This is a genomic window from Oceanobacillus sp. FSL K6-0251 (genome assembly GCF_038004725.1).
Taxonomy (GTDB): domain Bacteria; phylum Bacillota; class Bacilli; order Bacillales; family Amphibacillaceae; genus Oceanobacillus; species Oceanobacillus oncorhynchi.
This window is the reverse complement of the sequence record NZ_JBBORS010000001.1, coordinates 4,658,703-4,679,103: the sequence shown is the minus strand read 5'-3', so window position 1 is coordinate 4,679,103 and position 20,401 is coordinate 4,658,703. Positions and strand designations below refer to the sequence as shown.

The window sequence follows — 20,401 nt, the reverse complement described above, 5'->3', positions numbered from 1 at the left end:
TAGGAGGTGGCATGATGAATCGAATATATCGCGCCCTTATCTTCGCCGGCATTATTATCATTCCATTGTTGATTGGAACATGGGTGAATGCAGAAGAGCCGGAATATGCCGAATGGGGTCAGATTGCCATGAAAGAAGTGAAAGCCAAGTACCCTCAAGAAAAAATTGTAGATTATTTGCATGTAGGCAGACAAACAGAATCTGAAAATACAGTCGAAACCTTTAAGCTATGGTTAGTGGGAAAAGAAAAGGAATTTGGTGTTATTATTGATATTTATTTTAAAACCGATACAAAAGAAATTGTCGAAATAAAAATGAGGGAAACAAAGAACTAGTACAATGAGCTGTGATTCTCCGTTAATGCGTCCATTCTCGTGCTAGCAGTCCGTAAACAACTAAATCTTCATAATGATCGTATAGCCATTCTCCCTGCCTGATCATACCTTCTTTTTGAAAACGGAGCCGTTCTGGAATGGCTCTGCTTTTTTTATTGTGGGTTGCAGCACGAATTTCAACCCGGTTTAATCGCAGTGTATAAAAGGCATAATCAATCATCACCTGAACTGCTATGATCATGACGCCCTTCCCTTGATAAGCCGGATCTAACCAGTAGCCAATCGATGTGCTGCCGTTTTGCCAGTCAATAAAATTATAATTGACACAGCCAATCAGCCTATCCCGATCAAAGATACCGATATTCAGCGACTGTCTGTGCCGGGCTCCTTGCAGGCATAAATCAATAAAGGCTAAACAATCGGCCGGTTTTTGTGTCGTTTCAATCCAGGGAAGCCACTCACGCAGCTCTTCTCTGGAGCTTTCTACCGTCCTGAACAGCGCATTTGCATCATTCATCTGCAGCTGGCGCAAGGTTAGACGGTCATCTATTTGATAGTGAAACATAGGTTAACCCCCATATTCATACTTCCTTTATTATCATCTTCCTATATCATACGTTATTTGTGCGTAGATGTTTAATTAATTGGTGAAAATGTATTACAATAGGATATACAAGTTTAAAAAAAGGAATTCCGTGTTGAATAACATAATGGAAGGAAGAAGGATGGTACATGAGTGCGGAGAACATCACAAGGCTCCATTTGAATGGAAAAGAATATATACTAATCGGAACAGCCCATGTTTCTAAAAATAGTGCGGAACAGGTCAAGGAAGTCATTGAAAGGGAACAGCCTGATGCGGTATGTATTGAGCTGGATGCCCAGCGTTTTCAATCGGTGAAGGATAATAATAAATGGAAAAACACCGATATCTTTCAAGTCATCCGCGATAAAAAAGCAGTCATGCTATTAATGAACCTGGCAGTTTCTTCCTTTCAGAAGCGGATGGCTAAGCAGTTTGGTATTCGTCCGGGAGAAGAGATGATACAAGGAATTGAATCTGCGGAAGAAACAGGAGCCGAGCTTGTTTTAGCCGATCGGGATATTCAAATTACTTTTGCCCGAATTTGGGGGAATATGGGCTTTAAAGGAAAATCAATGCTGCTCATGCAAGTGTTTGGAAGTATCTTCAGCAGAGAGGAAATTTCCGAAGAAGAATTAGAAAAGATGAAGCAGCAGGATACGATTAATGCGATGCTTCAAGAGTTTACCGCTTATTTTCCAGACCTGAAGAAACCATTGATTGATGAACGGGATCAATATTTATCTCAAAAGATTAAAGATGCTCCCGGCGATAAGGTTGTCGCGATACTTGGGGCAGCACATGTGCCAGGCATAACCAAAGAAATTGAAAAAGAACAGGATTTGGAACAACTAAACACACGTCCGCCGAAATCAAAGTGGCCGAAAGTGGTTGGATGGGCGATACCTATTTTCATTATTGGCATCATTGCCTACACATTCATGACAAATCCAGCGGCAGGCTGGCAGCAAACGATAAGCTGGGCGCTCTGGAACGGCTCTCTCTCAGCTATTGGCGCCCTTGTTGCCTTCGCACATCCATTAGCTGCCCTGACTGCATTCGTCGCAGCGCCATTTACTTCGCTGAATCCATTACTTGCGGCAGGCTGGTTTGCAGGGTTTGCTCAGGCTTATATTAAGCGGCCGAATGTAGGCGATTTTGATTCACTTGCAGATGATGTGCATTCTGTAAAAGGTTTTTGGAATAATAAAGTAACACGTATCTTGTTAGTAATCGTATTTGCCAATATAGGAAGTTCTTTAGGAACATTGATTGGCGGCGCGGATGTGGTTCGTGTGTTTATCCAGAATTTATTAAATTAAAGGTTTTAAAATTATTTCAGCGTGTATATGTTCAACAAAGATAGTTTTCAAATGAAAGAGAGCTATCTTTTCTGTTCTACATAGTGATGCAGCATATCTAACGAAAATGTCATTTAGGAGGAATTTACTCGTGATCATTGCGATCATTTTTTTATTATTTGTTTCTCTATTCTTCTCAGGAAGTGAAACAGCTTTAACAGCAACAAATAAGGTGAGACTGCAGGCAAAAGCAAATGATGGTGATATAAAATCAGAAAAACTGCTTCAGCTTGTCTCTACCCCAAGTGAATTTATTACAGCAATTTTAATCGGAAATAACGTGGCGAATATTCTGTTGCCTACACTGGTTACCATGATGGCGATAGATTATGGTTTAAATGTAGGAATTGCGTCAGCTGTACTGACCATTACGATTATTGTATTTTCGGAAGTGATACCAAAATCCGTAGCAGCCAGCTTCCCGGACCGGATTGCTGCTTTGATCTTCCCGGTTATTCGGGCTGTGGTATGGATTTTAAAACCAATCACCTTTTTATTAAATGGATTAACAGGCACGATTACCCGGGCACTTTCTAAAGGAGAAGCGCAGATGGAGTCTGTTTCCAAAGAAGAGCTGCGGGCAATAGTGGATATTGCTGATTCAGAAGGAGCTTTTCAAAAGGAAGAGTCTTCACGAATACGTGGTGTATTTGATTTTTATCATTTGAATGTAAAGGATGTTCTAAAAACACCGCGCGTTGAAATTGTCGGGTTAGATCATGAAGCAAGTTACCAAGAGGTGAAAGAATTGGCGCTGTCCAGTCCATTTACAAGGTATCCTATTTATGGAGAAGATGTGGATGATATTATCGGCATTTTTCACTCTAAGTATTTAATTGCGTGGAGCGATGAAAAAGAAAAAACACTTGCAGATTATAGTGATATGGATCCGCTGCGTGTGTATGAATTTAATAATATCGAATGGGTATTCCATAAAATGCTGGAGGAAAAGAAGCATATGGCTATCGTATTGGATGAGTATGGCGGCACAGAAGGAATTGTCACACAGGAAGATATTATTGAAGTGATGATTGGACAAGAGATAGAAGATGAGATGGATGTGGAAGAGGATGCGCTGATAGAAAAGCAGACAGAAACCGAAATTATCTGTGATGGAAAAATCACGCTTCACCAGCTGAATAATACCTTTGATACAGATATTCCAGAGGAAGATGATGTGCTTGCAGCTTATATTCTCAGAAACTTTACTACCTTTCCTGTAGAAGGAGATACGCTGGAAAAGGAAAATTTAACATTTCACATATTAGAAATAGACGGCCGATATATTAAGCGGGTTCAAATTATTAAATAGAAATAATGAAAAGGCGCTATATTTTGCACATTTCTCCAGTTCCTTTTTCAAATAGTTACAGGTTAATGTGACAAATTAGTGAAATAGCGATTTCTCATACATGATTCTGTCTCTTTGCGACATAATTCGTTATAATGTAGGGAAAAGGACAGGACGGAGAGGAGCGTGGTGCTTTGAAATCTATCAGTGTAAAGCAATTAGTGCAAGAATTTAAATTGGAAGTACTGGCTGGAGGCGATGAGTTAGATCGCACCATCAAGAAAGCCAGGACCCATCGCCCTGGCTTAGAATTCATTGGTTACTTTGACTTTTTCCCAATGGAACGTGTGCAGATTTTAGGGAAAAAAGAAATTAACTTTTTGAAGCAGCAGAATATTGAAGAACGTAAGGAACGGATAGACCATGTGGTAAGCTATCATCCGCCATGCTTTATTGTTACGTCGAACCAAGAGGGACTTACGTACTTAACAAAATTCTGTCAGGAAGAAAATATTCCGCTTCTGCGTACAGCAGATACAGCCGTTGATTTTATCGCTAAGGTAGATAATTATTTAACCCGCAAGCTCGCAACAGAAATTGCAGTTCATGGGGTCTGCCTGAATGTCTCCGGAATTGGCGTCTTAATTCGCGGAGAGTCTGGCGTAGGGAAAAGTGAGCTGGCACATACCTTGATTGGGCGCGGACATCGGCTTGTTTCGGATGACATTGTTATTTTGAAAAAGGTGAGCCATAAGACGATTCTTGGTACACATAACGATATCAATCGTGAATTCCTCGCTCTCCGCAGTGTCGGACTTTTAAATGTTGTACGGATGTATGGCAGAAAGGCGTTCCAGGATGAATCACGTATTTCCTTGGATATTGAACTGACAAAGTGGGAGAAGGATGCACTCAATAATGATCTGGAGCCGAAAACCGATTATGAAGAGTATATGGGCGTCCAGGTTCCAAGAATTGAGATTCAGCTCCAGCCAGGACGGGATGTAGCTGGATTAGTAGAAGCGGCTGCGAATAATTGGTACCTGCAGCAGCAGGGATATAAGGCTTCTACGGAATTTATGGAGCGTGTCCATTGGGAAGAAGGAGACGATTGATGGTTTCCTTTTACATATAAAGAGGGGAGAATCTTGGGTTCTTCCTTCTTTTTTTGTTAAAATCAACAGTGTTTAGAATTTCTTTTTATAAAGAATGGAAGTTATGTCATGGCTGGAAATAGTGCATGGATGCTAAATAGAAGCTAAGCCATATGAAATAAAATTTTTTAATGAAGGGGTGTTATCATTGTCGAAAATATATATTTTACATGAAAACGATGATTGGACAGTACACTTAACCAATCGTCTGGAAGAATTAAATTTGCCTTATGAAACCTGGCATTTAGATAAGGGGATGGTTGATTTAACCGCAGAACCGCCTGAAGGGGTATTTTATAATCGGATGAGTGCCTCCTCACACACACGAGATCACCGCTTTGCACCCGAATTAGCTGGAGGCATTCTATCCTGGTTAGAGATGCATAATCGAACGGTCTTTAATGGTTCACAGGCGCTTCAGCTGGAAATTAGCAAGATTAACCAATATACCGCACTTGAAAAAAACGGCATAAAAACACCAAAGACAATTGGAGCAGTTGGACGTGACCAAATAATAGAAGCTGCAAAAAAAATGGGTGAATCTTCTTTCATTACAAAGCATAACAGAGCAGGGAACCCGTTGACGGTATTACATTGATTCAGCAATACATCCAGTCGCCTGAGCCTTTTATAACACGAGCAGAATTTGTCGGCGGGAAATTGATTTACGCAGTGAAGGTAGATACTTCAGAAGGCTTTGAGTTGTGCCCTGCAGATGCGTGCCGGATTGGCGATGCATTTTGTCCGGTCGGGGAGGAAGAAGAAAGTCCGCCGATGTTTGAGATTATGGAAGAAGGAATGGACACGGAGCAAATTGCACGTTATGAGAATTTCTTGAAAAATAGCGGGATTGATGTAGCTGGTATTGAATTTATTCGTGATATCAATGGAGAGATTTACACGTATGATGTAAATACGAATACAAACTACAATTCGGAAGCGGAAGAAAAAGTTAATAAATATGGGATGTTGGAATTAGCTCGATTTTTAGGGAATGCTTTAGAAAAAGAACGTTTTTCATAGGATAGTAGATGGATAAAATGAAGAACTCCTCGAAAGTTTAAGAGAAATCCATAAAAAAAGAAGGAGTGCTTCGAAAAGAAACACTCCTTCTAAACGTCAGCTTACATCCGCTTTAACCCCTTGCGAATCGGCGGAAGCTCCAGCTTTCCTTTTTCAAATAATTTTTTAATGGTCTGCTTGGTGTAGCTGGTCACCTGATCATAAGAAAGCTTGCCTGGAATTGGCGGCTCATCCTCAATACAGACATCGATAATCGCGGGCTGATTAAACGACGCTGCAGCCTGCAGAGAAGGTCCAAGGTCTTCAAACTTTTCTACACGATACCCTTTACCGCCGCAGTTATCCGCAAATTGAGCAAAGTTAAAGCTTTCTAAGCCAGTTTTATAATCCAGGTGTCCGCCAGCCTCCTGCTCGTACTTAATCATGCCGATACGTTCATTATTAAAGATAACAACAATCATTGGCAGGTTATATTTCACAGCAGTTAAAAAATCCTGCATGTTCATGGAAAAACCGCCATCGCCGGCAAGGCTGATTACCTGCCGCTCAGGGAAAGCTATTTTACTTGCAATCGCTCCAGGAAGACTGCAACCCATCGTGCCTAGCCAGCTGGAAATCAAGAAATCCTGCGTTGTTTTCATCCGGAAATGCCGCGTCGCCCATACAGTCACATTGCCGACATCAACTGACAGGATAGCATCATCCGCTGCGATTTTCTGCACTTCATGAATGACCTGCTGCGGCTTAATTGGTGTAGAGGTTTGCTCTTCATCGTTCTTCATTTCCTCCCACCAGCCGGTCATTTTCTCCTGATATTTTTCTAAGAAATCACGTTTCTCGGAGCGAAGCAGCTGTTCATTGAACCACCCGAGCACCTTTTTCGCATCCCCGGCAACGCCAATATCCACGGGATACCTTTTGCCGATTTGTAAAGGATTCCTATCAATTTGGATGCAGGTAACATCCTCTGGCAGAAACTCGGTATAAGGGTAAGAGGTTCCAAGCAGGATTAAGAGGTCTGTCTCCTCCATTGCTTCATAAGCCGGCTTGGTGCCAATCATTCCAAGGTTACCAAGGAAATTTGGATGCTCATCCTCCATCACTCCTTTAGCAGGTAAGGAAATAACAACGGGTGCAGCAATCGTATCTGAAAATGCCGCCAGCTCTTCCTTCGCTTTCTTCACACCTGTTCCTGCTAAAATAATCGGTTTTTTCGCTTTTTCAATTGCAGCTGCAGCCTCCTGCATCGCAGTTACATCTGGAGTAAGTGCTGGTGACTCATACATCACTGCATTTTTTTGTACCTTATTTTTAATTTTTTCAGTTGGAATATCATCCGGCAAGGTTAACACAGCAACCCCTTTTTCCGCATACGCTGTACGAATAGCCTGATTGACCATGGATGGAAGCTGTTCCTCTGAGGTAACCTCTTTATTATAAACCGCAACATCATCAAAAATGCGTTCCATATTGACCTCTTGAAAGCTGTCTGTCCCAATCTGATCTGTGGGAACCTGCCCGGCAAGCACAAGGACAGGAGCGCTGTCTTCCTTCGCATCATACAATCCATTTAATAAGTGAATCGCACCCGGCCCTGCAATCGATAAACAAACGCCAAGCTTTCCGGTTAATTTTGCGTAAGAAGCGGCAGCTAATGCGCCGGCCTCTTCATGACGCACTTGCACAAATTTTATTTTATCCTCTGCTTTTCGCAGTTCTTCCATTAAATTGTTGATGGAGTCCCCAGGCATTCCATAGATATGGTTTACACCCCAGTTCTCCAGTAAATCCACAAGTACTTTTCCTGCACGATCATCAAACATGTGGCATGTCTCCTTTTCGTGAGTATTTTTAACATTAGTATATAATCTATCCATCAAACAGCTGATAAACAGCTTCATGTTCCTTTTTTTTGCCTACTTTGTCTATTCCACAATGCGGAGAACATGAAACCAGGAGGCGTAGGAAAAAATGGAAATGAAAATAATTCGGAAAAAGGCATAAAGCCTAGCTTTTCATCTCATTATCTTTTAGAATAGGGATACATTAACTCCAACTGGATATGTGAGGGGGATAAAAAATGACGAAAAGACCCGTTGTATTTTTTGATTTAGACGGAACATTATTGACAAGTGATAATAAAGTAGCAAAAAGCAGTATTGAAGCACTAGAAAAGCTAATTGAAAATGATGGAATACCTGTGCTTGCAACAGGCAGACCCCCATTTGAAACAAAGAAATTACGAGCAGAGACAGGAATCGGATCAGCTGTGTTGATGAATGGACAATTCATTGTACATGAAGGAGAAGTCGTTTCCCGGAACCGAATCAACCCGGTCCAATTAAAAAAATTGGGAGACTATGCAACACAAAGAGGGGTCACCCTTTCTTTCCACACTGCCGAGCAAATTTTTACAACGAACAATCAATGTGAGCTGTTAAAAAAGGATTGTTTGGAATGTGACAGAGAGATTCCGGAAGTGGATGATGATATTTATATGAACAAGCCGGTCTATCAGGTAGAAATATACCTGGAAGATGGGGAAGAAGAATATCAGGAAAAATTCCCAGAGCTTCACTTTGTCCGCAACTCTCCCTATAACTGTGATGTCTTCCCAAAAGACGTCTCCAAAGCAACAGGCATCAAGAAATTCTTAGAAGTCACCGGACTTTCTAAGGAGAATACATATGCTTTCGGCGATGGATTAAACGACCTGGAGATGTTTGGGTTTGTGAAAACATCGGTGGCGATGGAGAACTCTGTGGAGGAGATTAAGGAAGTGGCGACGTATATTACGAAGTCAGCGGATGATGATGGAATTGCTGATGGGTTGAAGATGTGCGGGTTGATTGATCAGGAAGAGAGCGAAGAAGCTCAATAAGGATGTTTGGAAAAAACCGAGGTTTCTGTATGGCATATGCAGAGAATCTCGGTTTTTGTATGTAGATATTAGAATATTTTTAAAGTAAGAGTAACTCCAGGTAGAGAAACATGGTAAAATAAAGGAAGAATATGTACAGAATCGAAAAAATGAAATAATAAAGGAAGATTTTAATGAACATAACCCTTGTTACCGTCGGAAAATTAAAGGAAAAATACTTAAAGCAGGGTATTGATGAATATAAAAAACGCTTAGGTGCGTATGCCAAAGTGAATATTGTCGAAGTAGCGGATGAAAAAGCGCCGGAGACGATGAGTGAAGCGGAAATGGAAGAAGTGAAGCGTAAAGAAGGAGAGCGTATTCTTGCACAGGTTCATCCAGATGCGTTTGTGATTACGCTGGAGATTGATGGGAAGATGCTGAGTTCAGAGCAGCTTGCGAAAAAGCTGGATGAGCTGGCGACTTATGGGAAGAGCAAGATTGTGTTTGTGATTGGCGGTTCACTTGGGATTAGTGAGGATGTGCGGAAGCGGAGTGATTTAGGGCTTTCGTTTTCTAAGATGACGTTTCCTCATCAGTTGATGCGGCTGGTGTTGTTGGAGCAGGTTTATCGGAGTTTTCGGATTATGAGGGGGGAACCGTACCATAAGTAACGGTAAACTAATACCCTCAAATATAGATAAAGAGAGTAAGTTTTATCTATTTTATGCATATATACATTGTTCCGCAATAAAATTACTTCAATAAATATCCATTGCTTAGATATTGATGTAGGCAATAAATATTTGTCATATTAGAAGTTTAATGAATAATAATACTGTTGCCGGTTTTCATGTACTCAGAACTGAAAATGGAAATTTGAAATTAAATACAAATAAAATGTATCACTGGCATATTCATAAAAGATTAAGAGATACGCCGATTGCGCAGAGGGATATAGTATTAGTTAAAGAGGTCGTATCATAGCATTTTGCTGGAATTTAGGACAATATGTCAAAATGGTTTAAACTACTTTGACATATTGTCTTCCGTAAAAGCTAGAACCTCCCTTGCTGTTTCAATGAAAGATAATATAATTGGTGAAAGCCACTTATCTTTATGCCATGCCATATGTGTATATACATCCAAGTTTGGAAACGGCCAAGGAAGAGCAACAAGTTCGCCACGTTCAACTTCGACTTCAGTTACTATTTTAGGAAGAAAGGCAATACCGATTCCTGAAATTGCACATTGTTTAATGGCTTCTGCACTTTGGAACTCTAAAGATGAAATACTGTCAATGTCTCCTTTTTTAAATGTTTGGTCAAACATTGTTCGATAGGGGCAGCCTTTTTCATTAATAAGGAACACCTCTCCGTAAAAATCTTCAAGCTGTATTGCAGTTTGTTTAGCCAGTGGATGATCTGGAGCAACGAACAAGCGAAAATTTTCTTCTGTCAATGCTTCCACTGCAAGTCCCGTTGATTGAATGGGTTCGTCAAGTATAAAGGCGACATCTGAGGTACCCTCAAAGAGCGTTTGTTTAAGTTGTTGATTTGAAACAGAGCGAAAGATAAGGCGAACTCCCGGATACCGAAAACGGAAAAGTTTAAAGACCTCTGGAAGTCGATAGGCACAAACAACCTCGTTGGCACTAATCGTTAGAGTACCACTAAGAATTTCATTGTCATGAACGGAGCTGCGTGCTTCGTCTAATTTGTTTAGAATGTCTTGGACATGAGTTAAAAAACGCTTACCCGCAGTTGTGAGAACGAGCTGCTTTCCCAAGCGGTCAAAAAGACGAACATTAAGCTCTTCCTCCAATGCTTTTATTTGCATCGTGACGTTTGAAGGGACATAGTTTAGTGCTTCAGCAGCTCGACTGAAATTTAAAGTTGTTGCAACCGTATGGAATGTATTCAGTTGGCGTAATTCCATCATAATTCTCCCTCTAGCTTTCAATATTTTTGAATGCTGATATTAATTTTGTTCACTTTTATTGAATGTAACACAGCTTTATACTTAATAACAAGAAATACATTTTTAATGTTGTGTTTCATTTAGAAAGGAGTGACAATTCATGGAGGATTTTGAGATTTATAATTTAGGTGATGTAACATTGCAGTCTGGAGTGACATTACCAAATGCTTTTCTTGCTTACAAGACTTATGGAACATTAAATGAAAGGAAAGATAACGTTATCGTTTATCCAACGGCTTTTGGTGACCAGCATGTTAATAATGAATGGTTAATTGGAAACGGGATGGCACTGGATCCTGAGAAATATTTTATTATTGTTCCAAATCTATTAGGGAACGGGTTATCTTCGTCTCCAAGTAATACGCCAGCACCGTTCGATAAGGCTAATTTTCCACAGGTAACAATCTATGACAATATTCAATTACAGTATCGACTAGTGACCGAAAAATTTGGCATTCAGAAGATTGCTCTTGTAGTTGGGTGGTCAATGGGAGGTCTTCAGTCATTTCAATGGGGGGCAATTTATCCTGGTATGGTAGAACGAATTGCCTCATTCTGTGGAAATGCAAAGACTTGGCCGCAAACGTATGTGGTCCTCGATGGACTTAAGGCTGCGCTTATGGCCTCAATTGGTTCAAATTCTACTAAGTTAAATCAATTGACCTCTGAAGACATGCGTGCAGTAGGACGTGTCTATGCAGGATGGGGATTATCACAGACTTTCTATAAAGAAGAACTTTTCCGGGAAATGGGATTTGACTCCTTGGAAGATTTTGCAGTAGGAGTTTGGGAAAATAGTTTTATGAGTATGGATCCACACAATGTACTAGCCATGTTATGGACAGGACAACATGCAGATATTAGTGCTAACTCCATGTATAACGGAGAGTTTGATGAAGCACTAAAAAGCATAGAAGCGATTACTTATATCATGCCGGGAAGTACAGATCTTTTCTGCACTGCAGATAATAATGAATATGAGGCTAATCTAGTATCTAATTCTGAATATCATCCTATTGAATCAGTATGGGGCCATTTTGCTGGTCGTGGAATTAACAGTACTGATAATACATTTATTGATGACAATTTAAAGCGGTTATTGGGACTTCGAAAAAACAGATAAATTGTTTTTGTTATACCATCATTAAGAGACGGTTACCCTAGTAATCGTCTCTTTCATTTCCCGCTTCTTATCAAAATGCGTATTCAAATAAGGGGCTGAGGAGAGCCGAGATTGGCTAGGTCCCCCTCATCCCAGGACTTTCAAAACAATTAAATGAAACTTTGTGAATGATAATAGTTGCCAAACACTTGGGTCAGCCGCCTGTTAACTTGCTCGGAATTCAACTTTCTTTCTCTTTGGCTTTCTGCCCAAACCTTCATTTCGTCATATCTTGGATCATTTTCATTTGCCATGACTTCCATATATTCTTTATAGCCAAATAAGCCACCCACATCTTCAGGTGGTCTTTCCCTATTTCCGTCTAAGATGGCTGCTTTAAGTTCATTAGACCGTTTTGTCTTTTCAAATGTTATAACATGGTTCCATGAATCACCAAAGTCATATTCATACATAACTTTGGTGTATTTTGAAAAAATATCCTCTAATGAAACAAACCGTTCCTGTCGAATATCAAATTCCTCATAATCTAAAAATTCCAGTGTTTCTGGATGATCGTCCATTATTATTTTAATAGGCTTATTTTCTACCGTTTCCACCGTAAATTCATGTAAATGGTAGTTTTGCCAATCAAAGGATGTTTGAATTATATTATGAAGATGTCTAAATGAAAATGTGGATGGCACGGAAACCCTCCTCCAAACGTCATAACCATCTAAATTAATTTGTATTTTAAGCTGATAGAGTTCGATATCCAATGCATGAATCTCTTTATCATCACCTAATTCACAAAGCAAACCAAAACAATTTAGCATTTTTTCTATAGGATAGCCATATTCATCTGCATTTCCGAATTTTTGAATAGTTCTGCCTGCTAAGAGACTTATATATTTTTGAATTTTAGTATCCTTATCTAAAAACTCACCCATATATCCAACTTCTCTTACAGTATTATTCATCTGTGCTACCATTGCTCTGTTAGCAGTTTTAGAAAAATACATGTCACCTGCTGTAGCAATATAAGCCTCAATGAGATTTTGATGGATACCTTCGATACGTAAAGCCTCAGCAATTACTTCGATAATTAAATCTTTTAAATTAGAAAAATCCTTTTTAATCGGTCGATAAATGACGACTGGGTACCTCGTTTCATTATTCATTAAAATAATAGATTTACTTCTGTTAATACTGACAAGATTTGCATGCCACGCCATAAAGCTGTTTGGAAAATGCTCATGGTCTTCCGATGAAACTAATTCATTTTCTTTTATATCTATCTTATCAAGTAAAGCCTTAGTACATTGGATTAACAAGGGCTTTCATCCTCTCAACCTATCTATTTTACTTCAAGAGCGAGTTCAAAAAGTGATTATAAATTAGATTATTAATTTTATAATACCATATCGCTATCGCAGCTAGTTAAAGCATCCTTATCTCATTTTCTGTTATGTATTTTATTAGCGGTGCATAAACGAAAATAACTTTAGAATCCGTTATCTACACCAGCCACTCCATAAAAAAGGACAAAGGAGCCCGCTCCTTTGTCCTATAATTTTTTATCAATTTTCCCATCAACACTTATTTCGTATAATTATCAAAATACCCCTGAATAAAAACAATCGGCGTCCCTTTATCCCCACTGCCTGAAGTTAAATCAGACAGCGACCCGATAAGGTCCGTCAATCTCCGAGGAGTAGTTCCTTGCGCTTCCATTGCTCCAACCAAGTCATCCTGCTTCTCATTAATGTGTTTAGAGATAGCCTCTTTTAGCTCTTCTCCTTTTAAGTCAGCAAACTGGTTGTCAGCCAGGTATTTTAATTTAATTTCATTTGGTGTTCCTTCTAATCCAGTTGTGTAAGCGGGGGAAACAACCGGATCTGCCAGTTCCCATATCTTTCCTACAGGATCTTTGAATGCGCCATCCCCATAAATCATGACCTCAACCGTTTTACCTGTCTTTTCTTTCAGGATTTCTTGAATGGTATCAACAACAGGCTGGCAATTGTGCGGGAATAACTTTACGCTATCCTCTGTTGCTTTATTAGAGCCCAGTAAGCCGTAAGCTTCGTTAAAGCCGCTTCCGTCAATGGATTCAGAAAGAATATTATCAAGGCTGTAAATTTTTTCGCCGCCATTTGCCTTTAAAATTCGCTTTGTTCTTTCCCGTGAATGAATATCACAGCAAAGTACACTCTTTGTGTATTCCAAAATTGTCTTTGGATCATTTGAAAAGATGACTTCGCACTCGATTCCATATTCTTCAACCAGGGATTTGTAATAATCGATATAATCTACGCCTGTGAAGGTATGTTTGTTGTAGCCAAAATGCTCCCGAAATTGCTTTTCAGTGAGAACGTCTGTCCAAGGGTTTATCCCTTTTTCATCCAGTGTATCTAAATCCACTAAATGGTTGCCTACTTCATCGGAAGGATAGCTCAGCATTAACACGATTTTCTTCGCGCCTTTTGCGATTCCGCTGAGACAAGTAGAAAAACGGTTACGGCTAAGGATTGGGAAAATCACACCGATGGTATCCTCTCCAAATTTAGTTTGAACATCGTTGGCAATATGGTCAATCGTAGCGTAGTTGCCTTGTGCACGTGCCACAACGGACTCCGTAACGGTGACAACATCTTTATTCTGAATAGTAAAGCCTTCAACCTCTGCTGCTTTTAATACACTATCCGCAACAATCTCCTCAATGTTATCTCCCGTATTGATGATGGGACAACGCAGTCCTCTGGCGATAGTTCCTACAACTCTTTCCACAATCATTCGCTCCTTCTTGGTAATGCTGCTATATTTTATAAAATATTCACTTGTTAAAAAGTATCTTACTAATATACTAACAATCTAAACAGTCTTCTCTTGTAATATACGGCTTTTCATGATATAAGTAAAGTCAATATATCTAATATGGGATATAAGGGTGGGTTATATGACAGGCAAATTGGATTTATATTATCTTTTTTATACGGTTGGTAAAAATAAAAGCTTTTCTAAAGCGGCTAAAGAGCTGTATATGTCCCAGCCGGCAATAAGCCAATCCATGGCACAATTAGAGAAGGAATTAGATACAAGGCTGTTTAATCGGCTGTCTAAAGGTGTAACGCTAACGGATGAAGGAAATTTATTGTTTGAATATGTCAGTTCAGCACTTCAATTTATACAAGCTGGGGAAGAAAAGCTTTTAGAATTTAAAAAATTAATCATTGGTGAACTTAAAATAGGGGTCAGCGATACCATTTCACGATTTTTTCTGCTTCCCTATTTAGAAACATTTCATAATCGGTATCCAAATCTCAAATTCAAAATAGTCAATGGGACCACATGGGAAATCATAGCTGCCTTAAAAGCAGGAGAAGTGAACATCGCTATCTGTAATCTACCCGTTGACGACAAGTTCTTAGAAGTAAAGCCTTTATTAGAAATTCAGGATACCTTTGTATATGGAGAAAAATATCGTGAAGTCTTATCTAAGCCAATAAAACCAGAAGAATTGGTTCATTTTCCGCTTATTTTATTGGACAATTCCAATTCCCGGAGATATGTTGAAGAATTTTTTCTTACAAAAGGAATTAAAATTCAGCCGGAATTTGAGTTAGGTTCCCATGAACTGCTGTTAGAATTTGCAAAGATTAATCTTGGTATTGCTTGCGTTACCAAAGAATTCTCTGAAGAGTTTTTGAGAAAAGGCCAGCTTCATGAAGTGACCTTAACAGAGCCTATACCTAAAAGAAGTATAGGCATATGTTATTTAAAAAATGTTCCTTTAAATCGAGCTGCGGAAAGGTTTGTGGACATTATGGAAGAAAATAAGAGGAATTTCTAATAGCAATAAGTGTACCATTCGTTTAGTTCATATGAGAAAATATATGCAGCACAAAATAAGGTGATGTTTAATATTTGAGAGCATATGAAACAACCGTAACCATAGGAGGTAAGTAAATGAGTGATCATTTTATTGTAATGGCAAAAAGGGGCAGGATGGTCATGCTGACAATTTTTTCGCTCGTGTTTGTTGCGCTGGGCATAATCATTTTATTAGTCCCGTTTAATGAACCAATGTTACCCATGGTGATAGGGATTCTTGCCATTTTAGTATTTGGCTTTTGTTTCCTGTATTATGTTAAAGCACTTGCCAAAAGGGAACCAGCCGTCATGATTACAAAAGAGGGAATCATCGATAATTCCAGTTACATTCGAGCAGGTCTCGTCAAATGGGAGGAAATTGAAGCAATTGATTTTTTAAACTTTTCAGGTCAGGTATTTCTTGGTATTTTTACATATGATCCTGAATTGATTATCAACCGGTCAAGCGGAATAAAGAAAGTATTTAACCGATTAAACAAAGGGCTGTTGCCATCTCAAGTGAACATTCCTTTTAAGAATTTGGATTGTTCTGCGGAGGAGCTGATGAATGCTATTGGCGAACGTTGGGATACAGCGTTGAAGGAAGAAAGTAAAAAAGAATGAAGCCAAAAAGCTGTCAGCAGAAATGATTGGAAAATACATGAAAAAAGAGGAATGTTACATCTAAACTCGATGTGACATTCCTCTTCTGTCTTTTAGGCTGATTCAGCCCCAGCTCTCTACATTTGTTACGATTTCCGAGCTTTTAATTTTACATTCCGTTTCTCCTCCGATTTATCAATCAGGACTGCTGCAGTGGCATCGCCGGTGATATTCATGGTCGTATAAGCCATATCGAGTAACCGATAGATGGCTGCGATAGGACCCATCAATTCGATCGGCAGGTTAAGAAGTGTCAGGAACGATGCCCCGAGTACAATTCCGCCGCCTGGAATACCGGGGGCTGCCATATTTAAAATTGTTGCAATCATAACGAGATAAATAATTTGACCGACACCGAGCGGGATATCATAAAAGTCAGATACAAAGACAGCGAGCAGGCTAAATGATACTGCTCCGCCGGCCATATTAATGGTCGTCCCCAATGGTACAACAAAGTTCGTAATGGATTCGGAAACTTTAAAATCATTTCTGGTTACCCGCATGGTTGTCGGCATCGTTACAGCAGAGCTTGTAGTGGATAGCGATACCAGCCACACTTTATAAATGCCCTTAATAAAATCAATCGGATTGAATTTAGTATATAACCAGACTGGAATTAACATCACCAGGATAAATACGACAATACATGCGAAATATGCTGTGAAAATATATAATCCAAGTGCAGAGAAAATGCCGGCACCATATTCAGCAATGGCGTAGGCCATCAGAAAAATAATTCCAATCGGTGTGAGCTCCATGATGAAATCAAGAATTTTAAAGATGACTTTGGACAGGCTGTTGATAAACGTTTTGACTGGATCCGCCTCTTTCCCAACGATAACAATGGCTACCGAGAAAATAACAGTGAATAAAATAGTCGCAAAAATATCGCCTTCAGAAATCGCCTGAAATAGATTGCTTGGTACGATATTCATAAAGAAATCTGCGACACTTGGTTCGGTAATTTCCCCGTCATACCCGACGCCGGCATCCATATTAATTCGCTGACCAGGACGAATCAAGTAGGAAATGACTAAGCTGATGGCGGCGGTGGTGATAAACATGGCAACAAAGACAACAATACTTTTAAAGCCAATTCGGCCGAGATCACTGGAACTGCCAATATTAATAATCCCAGTGGAGACGGCTACAAAAATAATGGGAATAATCATCATCTGAATTAAATTTAAGTAAATATCGCCGATAAATTTTGCTTGAATCGAGAATTCGGGTAAAAGGATACCGAATAGGATTCCGAGCCCGAACCCAATCGCAATTCGGGTGAATAAGTGTTTTTTAGCGGTTAACAAGTTTTTCATGCTGTAAGGCTCCTTTGTATGCTGGGATTTTACCTTTACGGTAATTGCCTAAAATATTTATATAGGTGCAGCAATCTTCTAACTCCTTTAATGCCATATGGAGTGCCTCGTGACCGGCACCGTTATCGATATCGATAAAGAATCCATACGCGAACGGTTCCGATTGAACGGGACGGGGCATCAAGTAGAGTACATCAATCGCATGCTTTTTAAAAATGTGTAACATATCGCTTAGTAAGCTGGTGCTGTGATTGGCTTCGACATACATTGATGTTTTATCCTGTATTTGATTCACTAGCTCCTTTTTCTTTTTAAAAAATAAGAAACGCGTCGTATTGAATGGATTGTCATTAATATTTTCCTGCATCACGGTCATGCCGTACAATGCTGCAGCATGGCTGCCTGCGATGCTGGCGATGGTATGATCCGCTGCATGCTTCACCATTTCCACCGCACCAGCTGTATCCATATAGTCAATGACCTCGATATGCGGGTACTGGCTTAAATAGGTATCGCATTGTTTAAGTGCTTCCGGATGTGAATACACTTTTGTGATTTCCGAAAGCTCTATGGGATGCTTTGTAATGAGTGCATGATCAATTTTTACATAGATTTCATCCGTAGCGGTGACATCTACATACTTCAATAAATCAATCGTTCTAGTAATCGGACCGCTTGTTGCGTTTTCTACTGGCAGCGCAATATAGTCAACCTCCTCATGGAGCAATGCATCCACTAATAATGGAAAAGTAGGATACCCCTTCGTCTGATAATTATTTCCTTCACTAAACTTTTGGCATGCAATCGTACTGTAGCTGCCTTCCACGCCTTGATAACCAATTAACAATCTATTCACTCCTCTATTGATAATAAAAAAGACCATTTATGCTTCTGCCGCTGGAATAGGAGAAACGTAAATGGTCTACAAAATATAAAAAACCAGCCACTTCGATTTCTCCTGTGACTGGTTAAACATGTTTACATGCTAATCAGCCATCTTAGATATAGGTCGTCTATATCCGTGATGGCATATAGACGCTATCTAAAATAGCTAAAAAAGAAACGATTTAATTGTTGGGATGGATGCTTTAACATAATAATCACTCGAATCTTTTAATTGTTAAATAGATTCTAACGATTTGTTGGTGTGTTGTCAATACGAACAGTCAGGAATTTTGGCTAATGGATAGGGAGTCATTGCATAGGCGTTCTGCAAAGAGCAAAAAAACCAATGATATTTCTCTGCAGCTAGGGTTATAATCTAATTATAGTAACTTAATCTAAAGGATGCATGAGAATGTAAGTAAATTGTATATCGAAAACAAGGAATGGGATATGCTGCTCCTCGATTTGATGCTGCCGGGAATGGCAGGGGAGCAGGTCCTTACAATGGAAGGTCATGCCGTTGAAAGAAGCAAGGCTTGTTTGCTCTTGTTATAAAAACTTGATAAACTATTAATGGCATGATTGCCAGTTTTTATTCAGAGGAGAGCCTTTCCATGATTATTCAATTCATTCGTTATAGATAATAAAAGGTATAGACTGCATGCAAACCCAGTTCATTTTTTTAAAAATAAAACGAGGGTTTATTTGTCTATGCCTTTTTCATTTATCTACAAAAACGAATGAATGAGGTGTCTGCTTTGTCTAAAATGACAAAAAAAGTAAAAAGCGCAACATATGTAAGCAAATTTGAATCCATTTTCAAATGTCCTATTTGTGAAGCATGGATGAAAGTATTTGAATTAAAAAGTTTCATTTGCTCCAACAATCATACGTTTGATTTCACGAAACAAGGATATATTAACTTAACGACACACCCAATGAAAACGAAGTACAGTAAAGAGCTTTTTGAGGCACGAAGGAAGCTTATTGCAGAGGATAAATTCTTTGAACCGCTTATTCAAGCAATTGCAGAAATGATAGAAAGGCAAGCTGATAAAGATAAAGAACCATTATTCATACTTGATACAGGATGCGGTGAAGGTTCTCATCTAGCTAATGTATGCGATAAAGTGAGTTCGGACTTTGGGAAAACTGTAACAGGAGTAGGGATTGATATTTCCAAAGAAGGTGTATTAGCAGCTTCTAAGAACTACACTAATCAGATTTGGACGGTAGCAGATCTTGCCAATACGCCGTTTAAGGATAGACAGTTTGATGTGCTTCTTAATATCTTATCACCCTCCAATTATGCAGAATTTAATAGACTATTGAAAGCGGATGGGATAGTGATTAAAGTTGTTCCACGAAGCGGCTATCTAAAAGAAATAAGAGAGGCCTTATTTGATAACCCCGTAAAGCAGGATTACTCTAATTCAGAGACGGTTGACCGTTTTAACGAAAACTTTCGCATCATGGATAGTTTCAGGGTGCATTATACCAGGAAACTGAATCAGCCGTCCATTCAATCGTTGATGCAAATGACTCCTTTAACGTGGTCAGCCAAGGAGGAACGAATAAAAGCCTTTGCAGAAAGAGAAATAGTTGAAATAACCGTCGATTTAGAAATATTAATTGGCAGGAAAACAAATTAAATCACATAATATATTGGCTACGTCAGCTAAATAATAGACGAGGGATTTTTGGTCTCTCGTCTAATTTTTATATTTTTAGTCTGATCATTTCTAATCTCCGTACAAGAAGCCGGGTAACAGATTCGATATACATCGCAAAAATAGGTTATTTTAAATGACGAAACGCCACTTGAATAAAAAAATGTTATATTAGATATATAAACTTTCCAGAAAAAATAATAAATCGAACCTTACATATGTGTTTAAGCTCGTTTATGAAAGAGGACTTTTTTGAAAGTAAAGGCCGCGTTTATTCGTTGATTAGATGGAAGAGGTGATGAACG

19 protein-coding genes and 1 pseudogene are annotated in these 20,401 nt (G+C 39.2%); 13 read left to right on the top strand and 7 right to left on the bottom strand.

Features of this window, described 5'->3' with window-relative positions:
* Window positions 1–11 precede the first annotated feature (11 nt).
* Window positions 12–335, top strand: a complete 324-nt coding sequence (locus MKY45_RS22705; RefSeq protein WP_193063744.1) for a DUF3889 domain-containing protein — start codon at window positions 12–14, stop codon at window positions 333–335.
* A gap of 22 nt (window positions 336–357) precedes the next feature.
* Here MKY45_RS22705 and MKY45_RS22700 read toward each other — a convergent pair whose 3' ends face one another.
* Window positions 358–900, bottom strand: a complete 543-nt coding sequence (locus tag MKY45_RS22700) for a GNAT family N-acetyltransferase (protein WP_341173449.1) — start codon at window positions 898–900, stop codon at window positions 358–360.
* 167 nt (window positions 901–1,067) lie between these two features.
* Between MKY45_RS22700 and MKY45_RS22695 the strand changes: the two genes are divergently transcribed.
* From MKY45_RS22695 to MKY45_RS22680, 4 genes and pseudogenes are all read left to right on the top strand, one after another.
* Complete coding sequence (locus tag MKY45_RS22695; RefSeq protein WP_332093985.1) at window positions 1,068–2,240, top strand: TraB/GumN family protein; 1,173 nt, start codon at window positions 1,068–1,070, stop codon at window positions 2,238–2,240.
* Window positions 2,241–2,370: 130 nt separating this feature from the next.
* A complete protein-coding gene (locus MKY45_RS22690) occupies window positions 2,371–3,591 on the top strand; it encodes a hemolysin family protein (protein WP_193063742.1) in 1,221 nt (406 codons plus the stop codon).
* 173 nt (window positions 3,592–3,764) lie between these two features.
* The gene (gene hprK, locus MKY45_RS22685; protein ID WP_193063741.1) at window positions 3,765–4,685 is read left to right on the top strand and encodes an HPr(Ser) kinase/phosphatase; all 921 of its coding nucleotides are present in this window, start codon (window positions 3,765–3,767) and stop codon (window positions 4,683–4,685) included.
* 187 nt (window positions 4,686–4,872) lie between these two features.
* Window positions 4,873–5,747 (top strand): annotated as a pseudogene (locus MKY45_RS22680) (ATP-grasp domain-containing protein).
* A gap of 101 nt (window positions 5,748–5,848) precedes the next feature.
* Here MKY45_RS22680 and MKY45_RS22675 read toward each other — a convergent pair.
* Window positions 5,849–7,570: a pyruvate oxidase gene (locus tag MKY45_RS22675; protein WP_341173448.1), complete on the bottom strand. Its 1,722-nt coding sequence runs from the start codon at window positions 7,568–7,570 to the stop codon at window positions 5,849–5,851.
* A gap of 257 nt (window positions 7,571–7,827) precedes the next feature.
* Here MKY45_RS22675 and MKY45_RS22670 point away from each other — a divergent pair, with 257 nt between their 5' ends.
* The 3 genes from MKY45_RS22670 to MKY45_RS23345 all read left to right on the top strand — a co-directional run bounded on the left by MKY45_RS22670 (window position 7,828) and on the right by MKY45_RS23345 (window position 9,594).
* Window positions 7,828–8,628, top strand: coding sequence for a Cof-type HAD-IIB family hydrolase (locus MKY45_RS22670; RefSeq protein WP_341173447.1), 801 nt, complete (start codon window positions 7,828–7,830; stop codon window positions 8,626–8,628).
* A 173-nt stretch (window positions 8,629–8,801) separates the two neighbouring features.
* Entirely contained in the window at window positions 8,802–9,281 is a 480-nt protein-coding gene (gene rlmH / locus MKY45_RS22665; protein ID WP_212929192.1) for a 23S rRNA (pseudouridine(1915)-N(3))-methyltransferase RlmH, read from the top strand.
* Window positions 9,282–9,432: 151 nt separating this feature from the next.
* A complete protein-coding gene (locus MKY45_RS23345; protein WP_368901816.1) occupies window positions 9,433–9,594 on the top strand; it encodes a DUF5839 family protein in 162 nt (53 codons plus the stop codon).
* Window positions 9,595–9,636: 42 nt separating this feature from the next.
* On the opposite strand, the gene MKY45_RS22660 is transcribed toward MKY45_RS23345, so the two are convergent.
* Complete coding sequence (locus tag MKY45_RS22660) at window positions 9,637–10,545, bottom strand: LysR family transcriptional regulator (protein ID WP_212929194.1); 909 nt, start codon at window positions 10,543–10,545, stop codon at window positions 9,637–9,639.
* A gap of 142 nt (window positions 10,546–10,687) precedes the next feature.
* Here MKY45_RS22660 and MKY45_RS22655 point away from each other — a divergent pair, with 142 nt between their 5' ends.
* Entirely contained in the window at window positions 10,688–11,710 is a 1,023-nt protein-coding gene (locus MKY45_RS22655; RefSeq protein ID WP_212929193.1) for an alpha/beta fold hydrolase, read from the top strand.
* A gap of 149 nt (window positions 11,711–11,859) precedes the next feature.
* On the opposite strand, the gene MKY45_RS22650 is transcribed toward MKY45_RS22655, so the two are convergent.
* Both MKY45_RS22650 and MKY45_RS22645 read right to left on the bottom strand, forming a co-directional pair.
* Window positions 11,860–13,020, bottom strand: a complete 1,161-nt coding sequence (locus tag MKY45_RS22650; protein WP_332093987.1) for a plasmid pRiA4b ORF-3 family protein — start codon at window positions 13,018–13,020, stop codon at window positions 11,860–11,862.
* Between the two features lie 265 nt (window positions 13,021–13,285).
* Window positions 13,286–14,476 carry a coenzyme F420-0:L-glutamate ligase gene (locus MKY45_RS22645; RefSeq protein WP_042535608.1) on the bottom strand — a complete coding sequence of 397 codons (1,191 nt, stop codon included), beginning with the start codon at window positions 14,474–14,476 and terminating at the stop codon, window positions 13,286–13,288.
* Window positions 14,477–14,645: 169 nt separating this feature from the next.
* On the opposite strand from MKY45_RS22645, the gene MKY45_RS22640 reads away from it, so the two are divergent.
* Together MKY45_RS22640 and MKY45_RS22635 are read left to right on the top strand one after the other, a co-directional pair.
* On the top strand, window positions 14,646–15,539 hold the full coding sequence (locus MKY45_RS22640; protein WP_289585467.1) for a LysR family transcriptional regulator: 894 nt from the start codon (window positions 14,646–14,648) through the stop codon (window positions 15,537–15,539).
* Window positions 15,540–15,655: 116 nt separating this feature from the next.
* Window positions 15,656–16,183, top strand: coding sequence for an STM3941 family protein (locus MKY45_RS22635; RefSeq protein WP_332093988.1), 528 nt, complete (start codon window positions 15,656–15,658; stop codon window positions 16,181–16,183).
* A gap of 125 nt (window positions 16,184–16,308) precedes the next feature.
* On the opposite strand, the gene MKY45_RS22630 is transcribed toward MKY45_RS22635, so the two are convergent.
* On the bottom strand, window positions 16,309–17,541 hold the full coding sequence (locus tag MKY45_RS22630) for a dicarboxylate/amino acid:cation symporter (RefSeq protein ID WP_256705416.1): 1,233 nt from the start codon (window positions 17,539–17,541) through the stop codon (window positions 16,309–16,311).
* On the bottom strand, window positions 17,519–18,388 hold the full coding sequence (locus MKY45_RS22625; RefSeq protein ID WP_332093989.1) for a prephenate dehydratase: 870 nt from the start codon (window positions 18,386–18,388) through the stop codon (window positions 17,519–17,521). Before MKY45_RS22625 ends, MKY45_RS22630 begins: the two co-directional genes overlap by 23 nt.
* A gap of 461 nt (window positions 18,389–18,849) precedes the next feature.
* Between MKY45_RS22625 and MKY45_RS22620 the strand changes: the two genes are divergently transcribed.
* Window positions 18,850–18,981: a hypothetical protein gene (locus MKY45_RS22620; protein WP_256705414.1), complete on the top strand. Its 132-nt coding sequence runs from the start codon at window positions 18,850–18,852 to the stop codon at window positions 18,979–18,981.
* Window positions 18,982–19,193: 212 nt separating this feature from the next.
* A complete protein-coding gene (locus MKY45_RS22615) occupies window positions 19,194–20,078 on the top strand; it encodes a putative RNA methyltransferase (protein WP_341173498.1) in 885 nt (294 codons plus the stop codon).
* Window positions 20,079–20,401: the final 323 nt, after the last annotated feature.

Coding starts and splice junctions, on each gene's coding strand:
- MKY45_RS22705 (WP_193063744.1), top strand. CDS start 12: ATGATGAATCGAATATATCGCGCCCTTATCTTCGCCGGCATTATTATC.
- MKY45_RS22700 (WP_341173449.1), bottom strand. CDS start 900: ATGTTTCACTATCAAATAGATGACCGTCTAACCTTGCGCCAGCTGCAG.
- MKY45_RS22695 (WP_332093985.1), top strand. CDS start 1,068: ATGAGTGCGGAGAACATCACAAGGCTCCATTTGAATGGAAAAGAATAT.
- MKY45_RS22675 (WP_341173448.1), bottom strand. CDS start 7,570: ATGTTTGATGATCGTGCAGGAAAAGTACTTGTGGATTTACTGGAGAAC.
- MKY45_RS22670 (WP_341173447.1), top strand. CDS start 7,828: ATGACGAAAAGACCCGTTGTATTTTTTGATTTAGACGGAACATTATTG.
- rlmH (WP_212929192.1), top strand. CDS start 8,802: ATGAACATAACCCTTGTTACCGTCGGAAAATTAAAGGAAAAATACTTA.
- MKY45_RS23345 (WP_368901816.1), top strand. CDS start 9,433: ATGAATAATAATACTGTTGCCGGTTTTCATGTACTCAGAACTGAAAAT.
- MKY45_RS22660 (WP_212929194.1), bottom strand. CDS start 10,545: ATGGAATTACGCCAACTGAATACATTCCATACGGTTGCAACAACTTTA.
- MKY45_RS22655 (WP_212929193.1), top strand. CDS start 10,688: ATGGAGGATTTTGAGATTTATAATTTAGGTGATGTAACATTGCAGTCT.
- MKY45_RS22640 (WP_289585467.1), top strand. CDS start 14,646: ATGACAGGCAAATTGGATTTATATTATCTTTTTTATACGGTTGGTAAA.
- MKY45_RS22635 (WP_332093988.1), top strand. CDS start 15,656: ATGAGTGATCATTTTATTGTAATGGCAAAAAGGGGCAGGATGGTCATG.
- MKY45_RS22630 (WP_256705416.1), bottom strand. CDS start 17,541: ATGAAAAACTTGTTAACCGCTAAAAAACACTTATTCACCCGAATTGCG.
- MKY45_RS22615 (WP_341173498.1), top strand. CDS start 19,194: ATGACAAAAAAAGTAAAAAGCGCAACATATGTAAGCAAATTTGAATCC.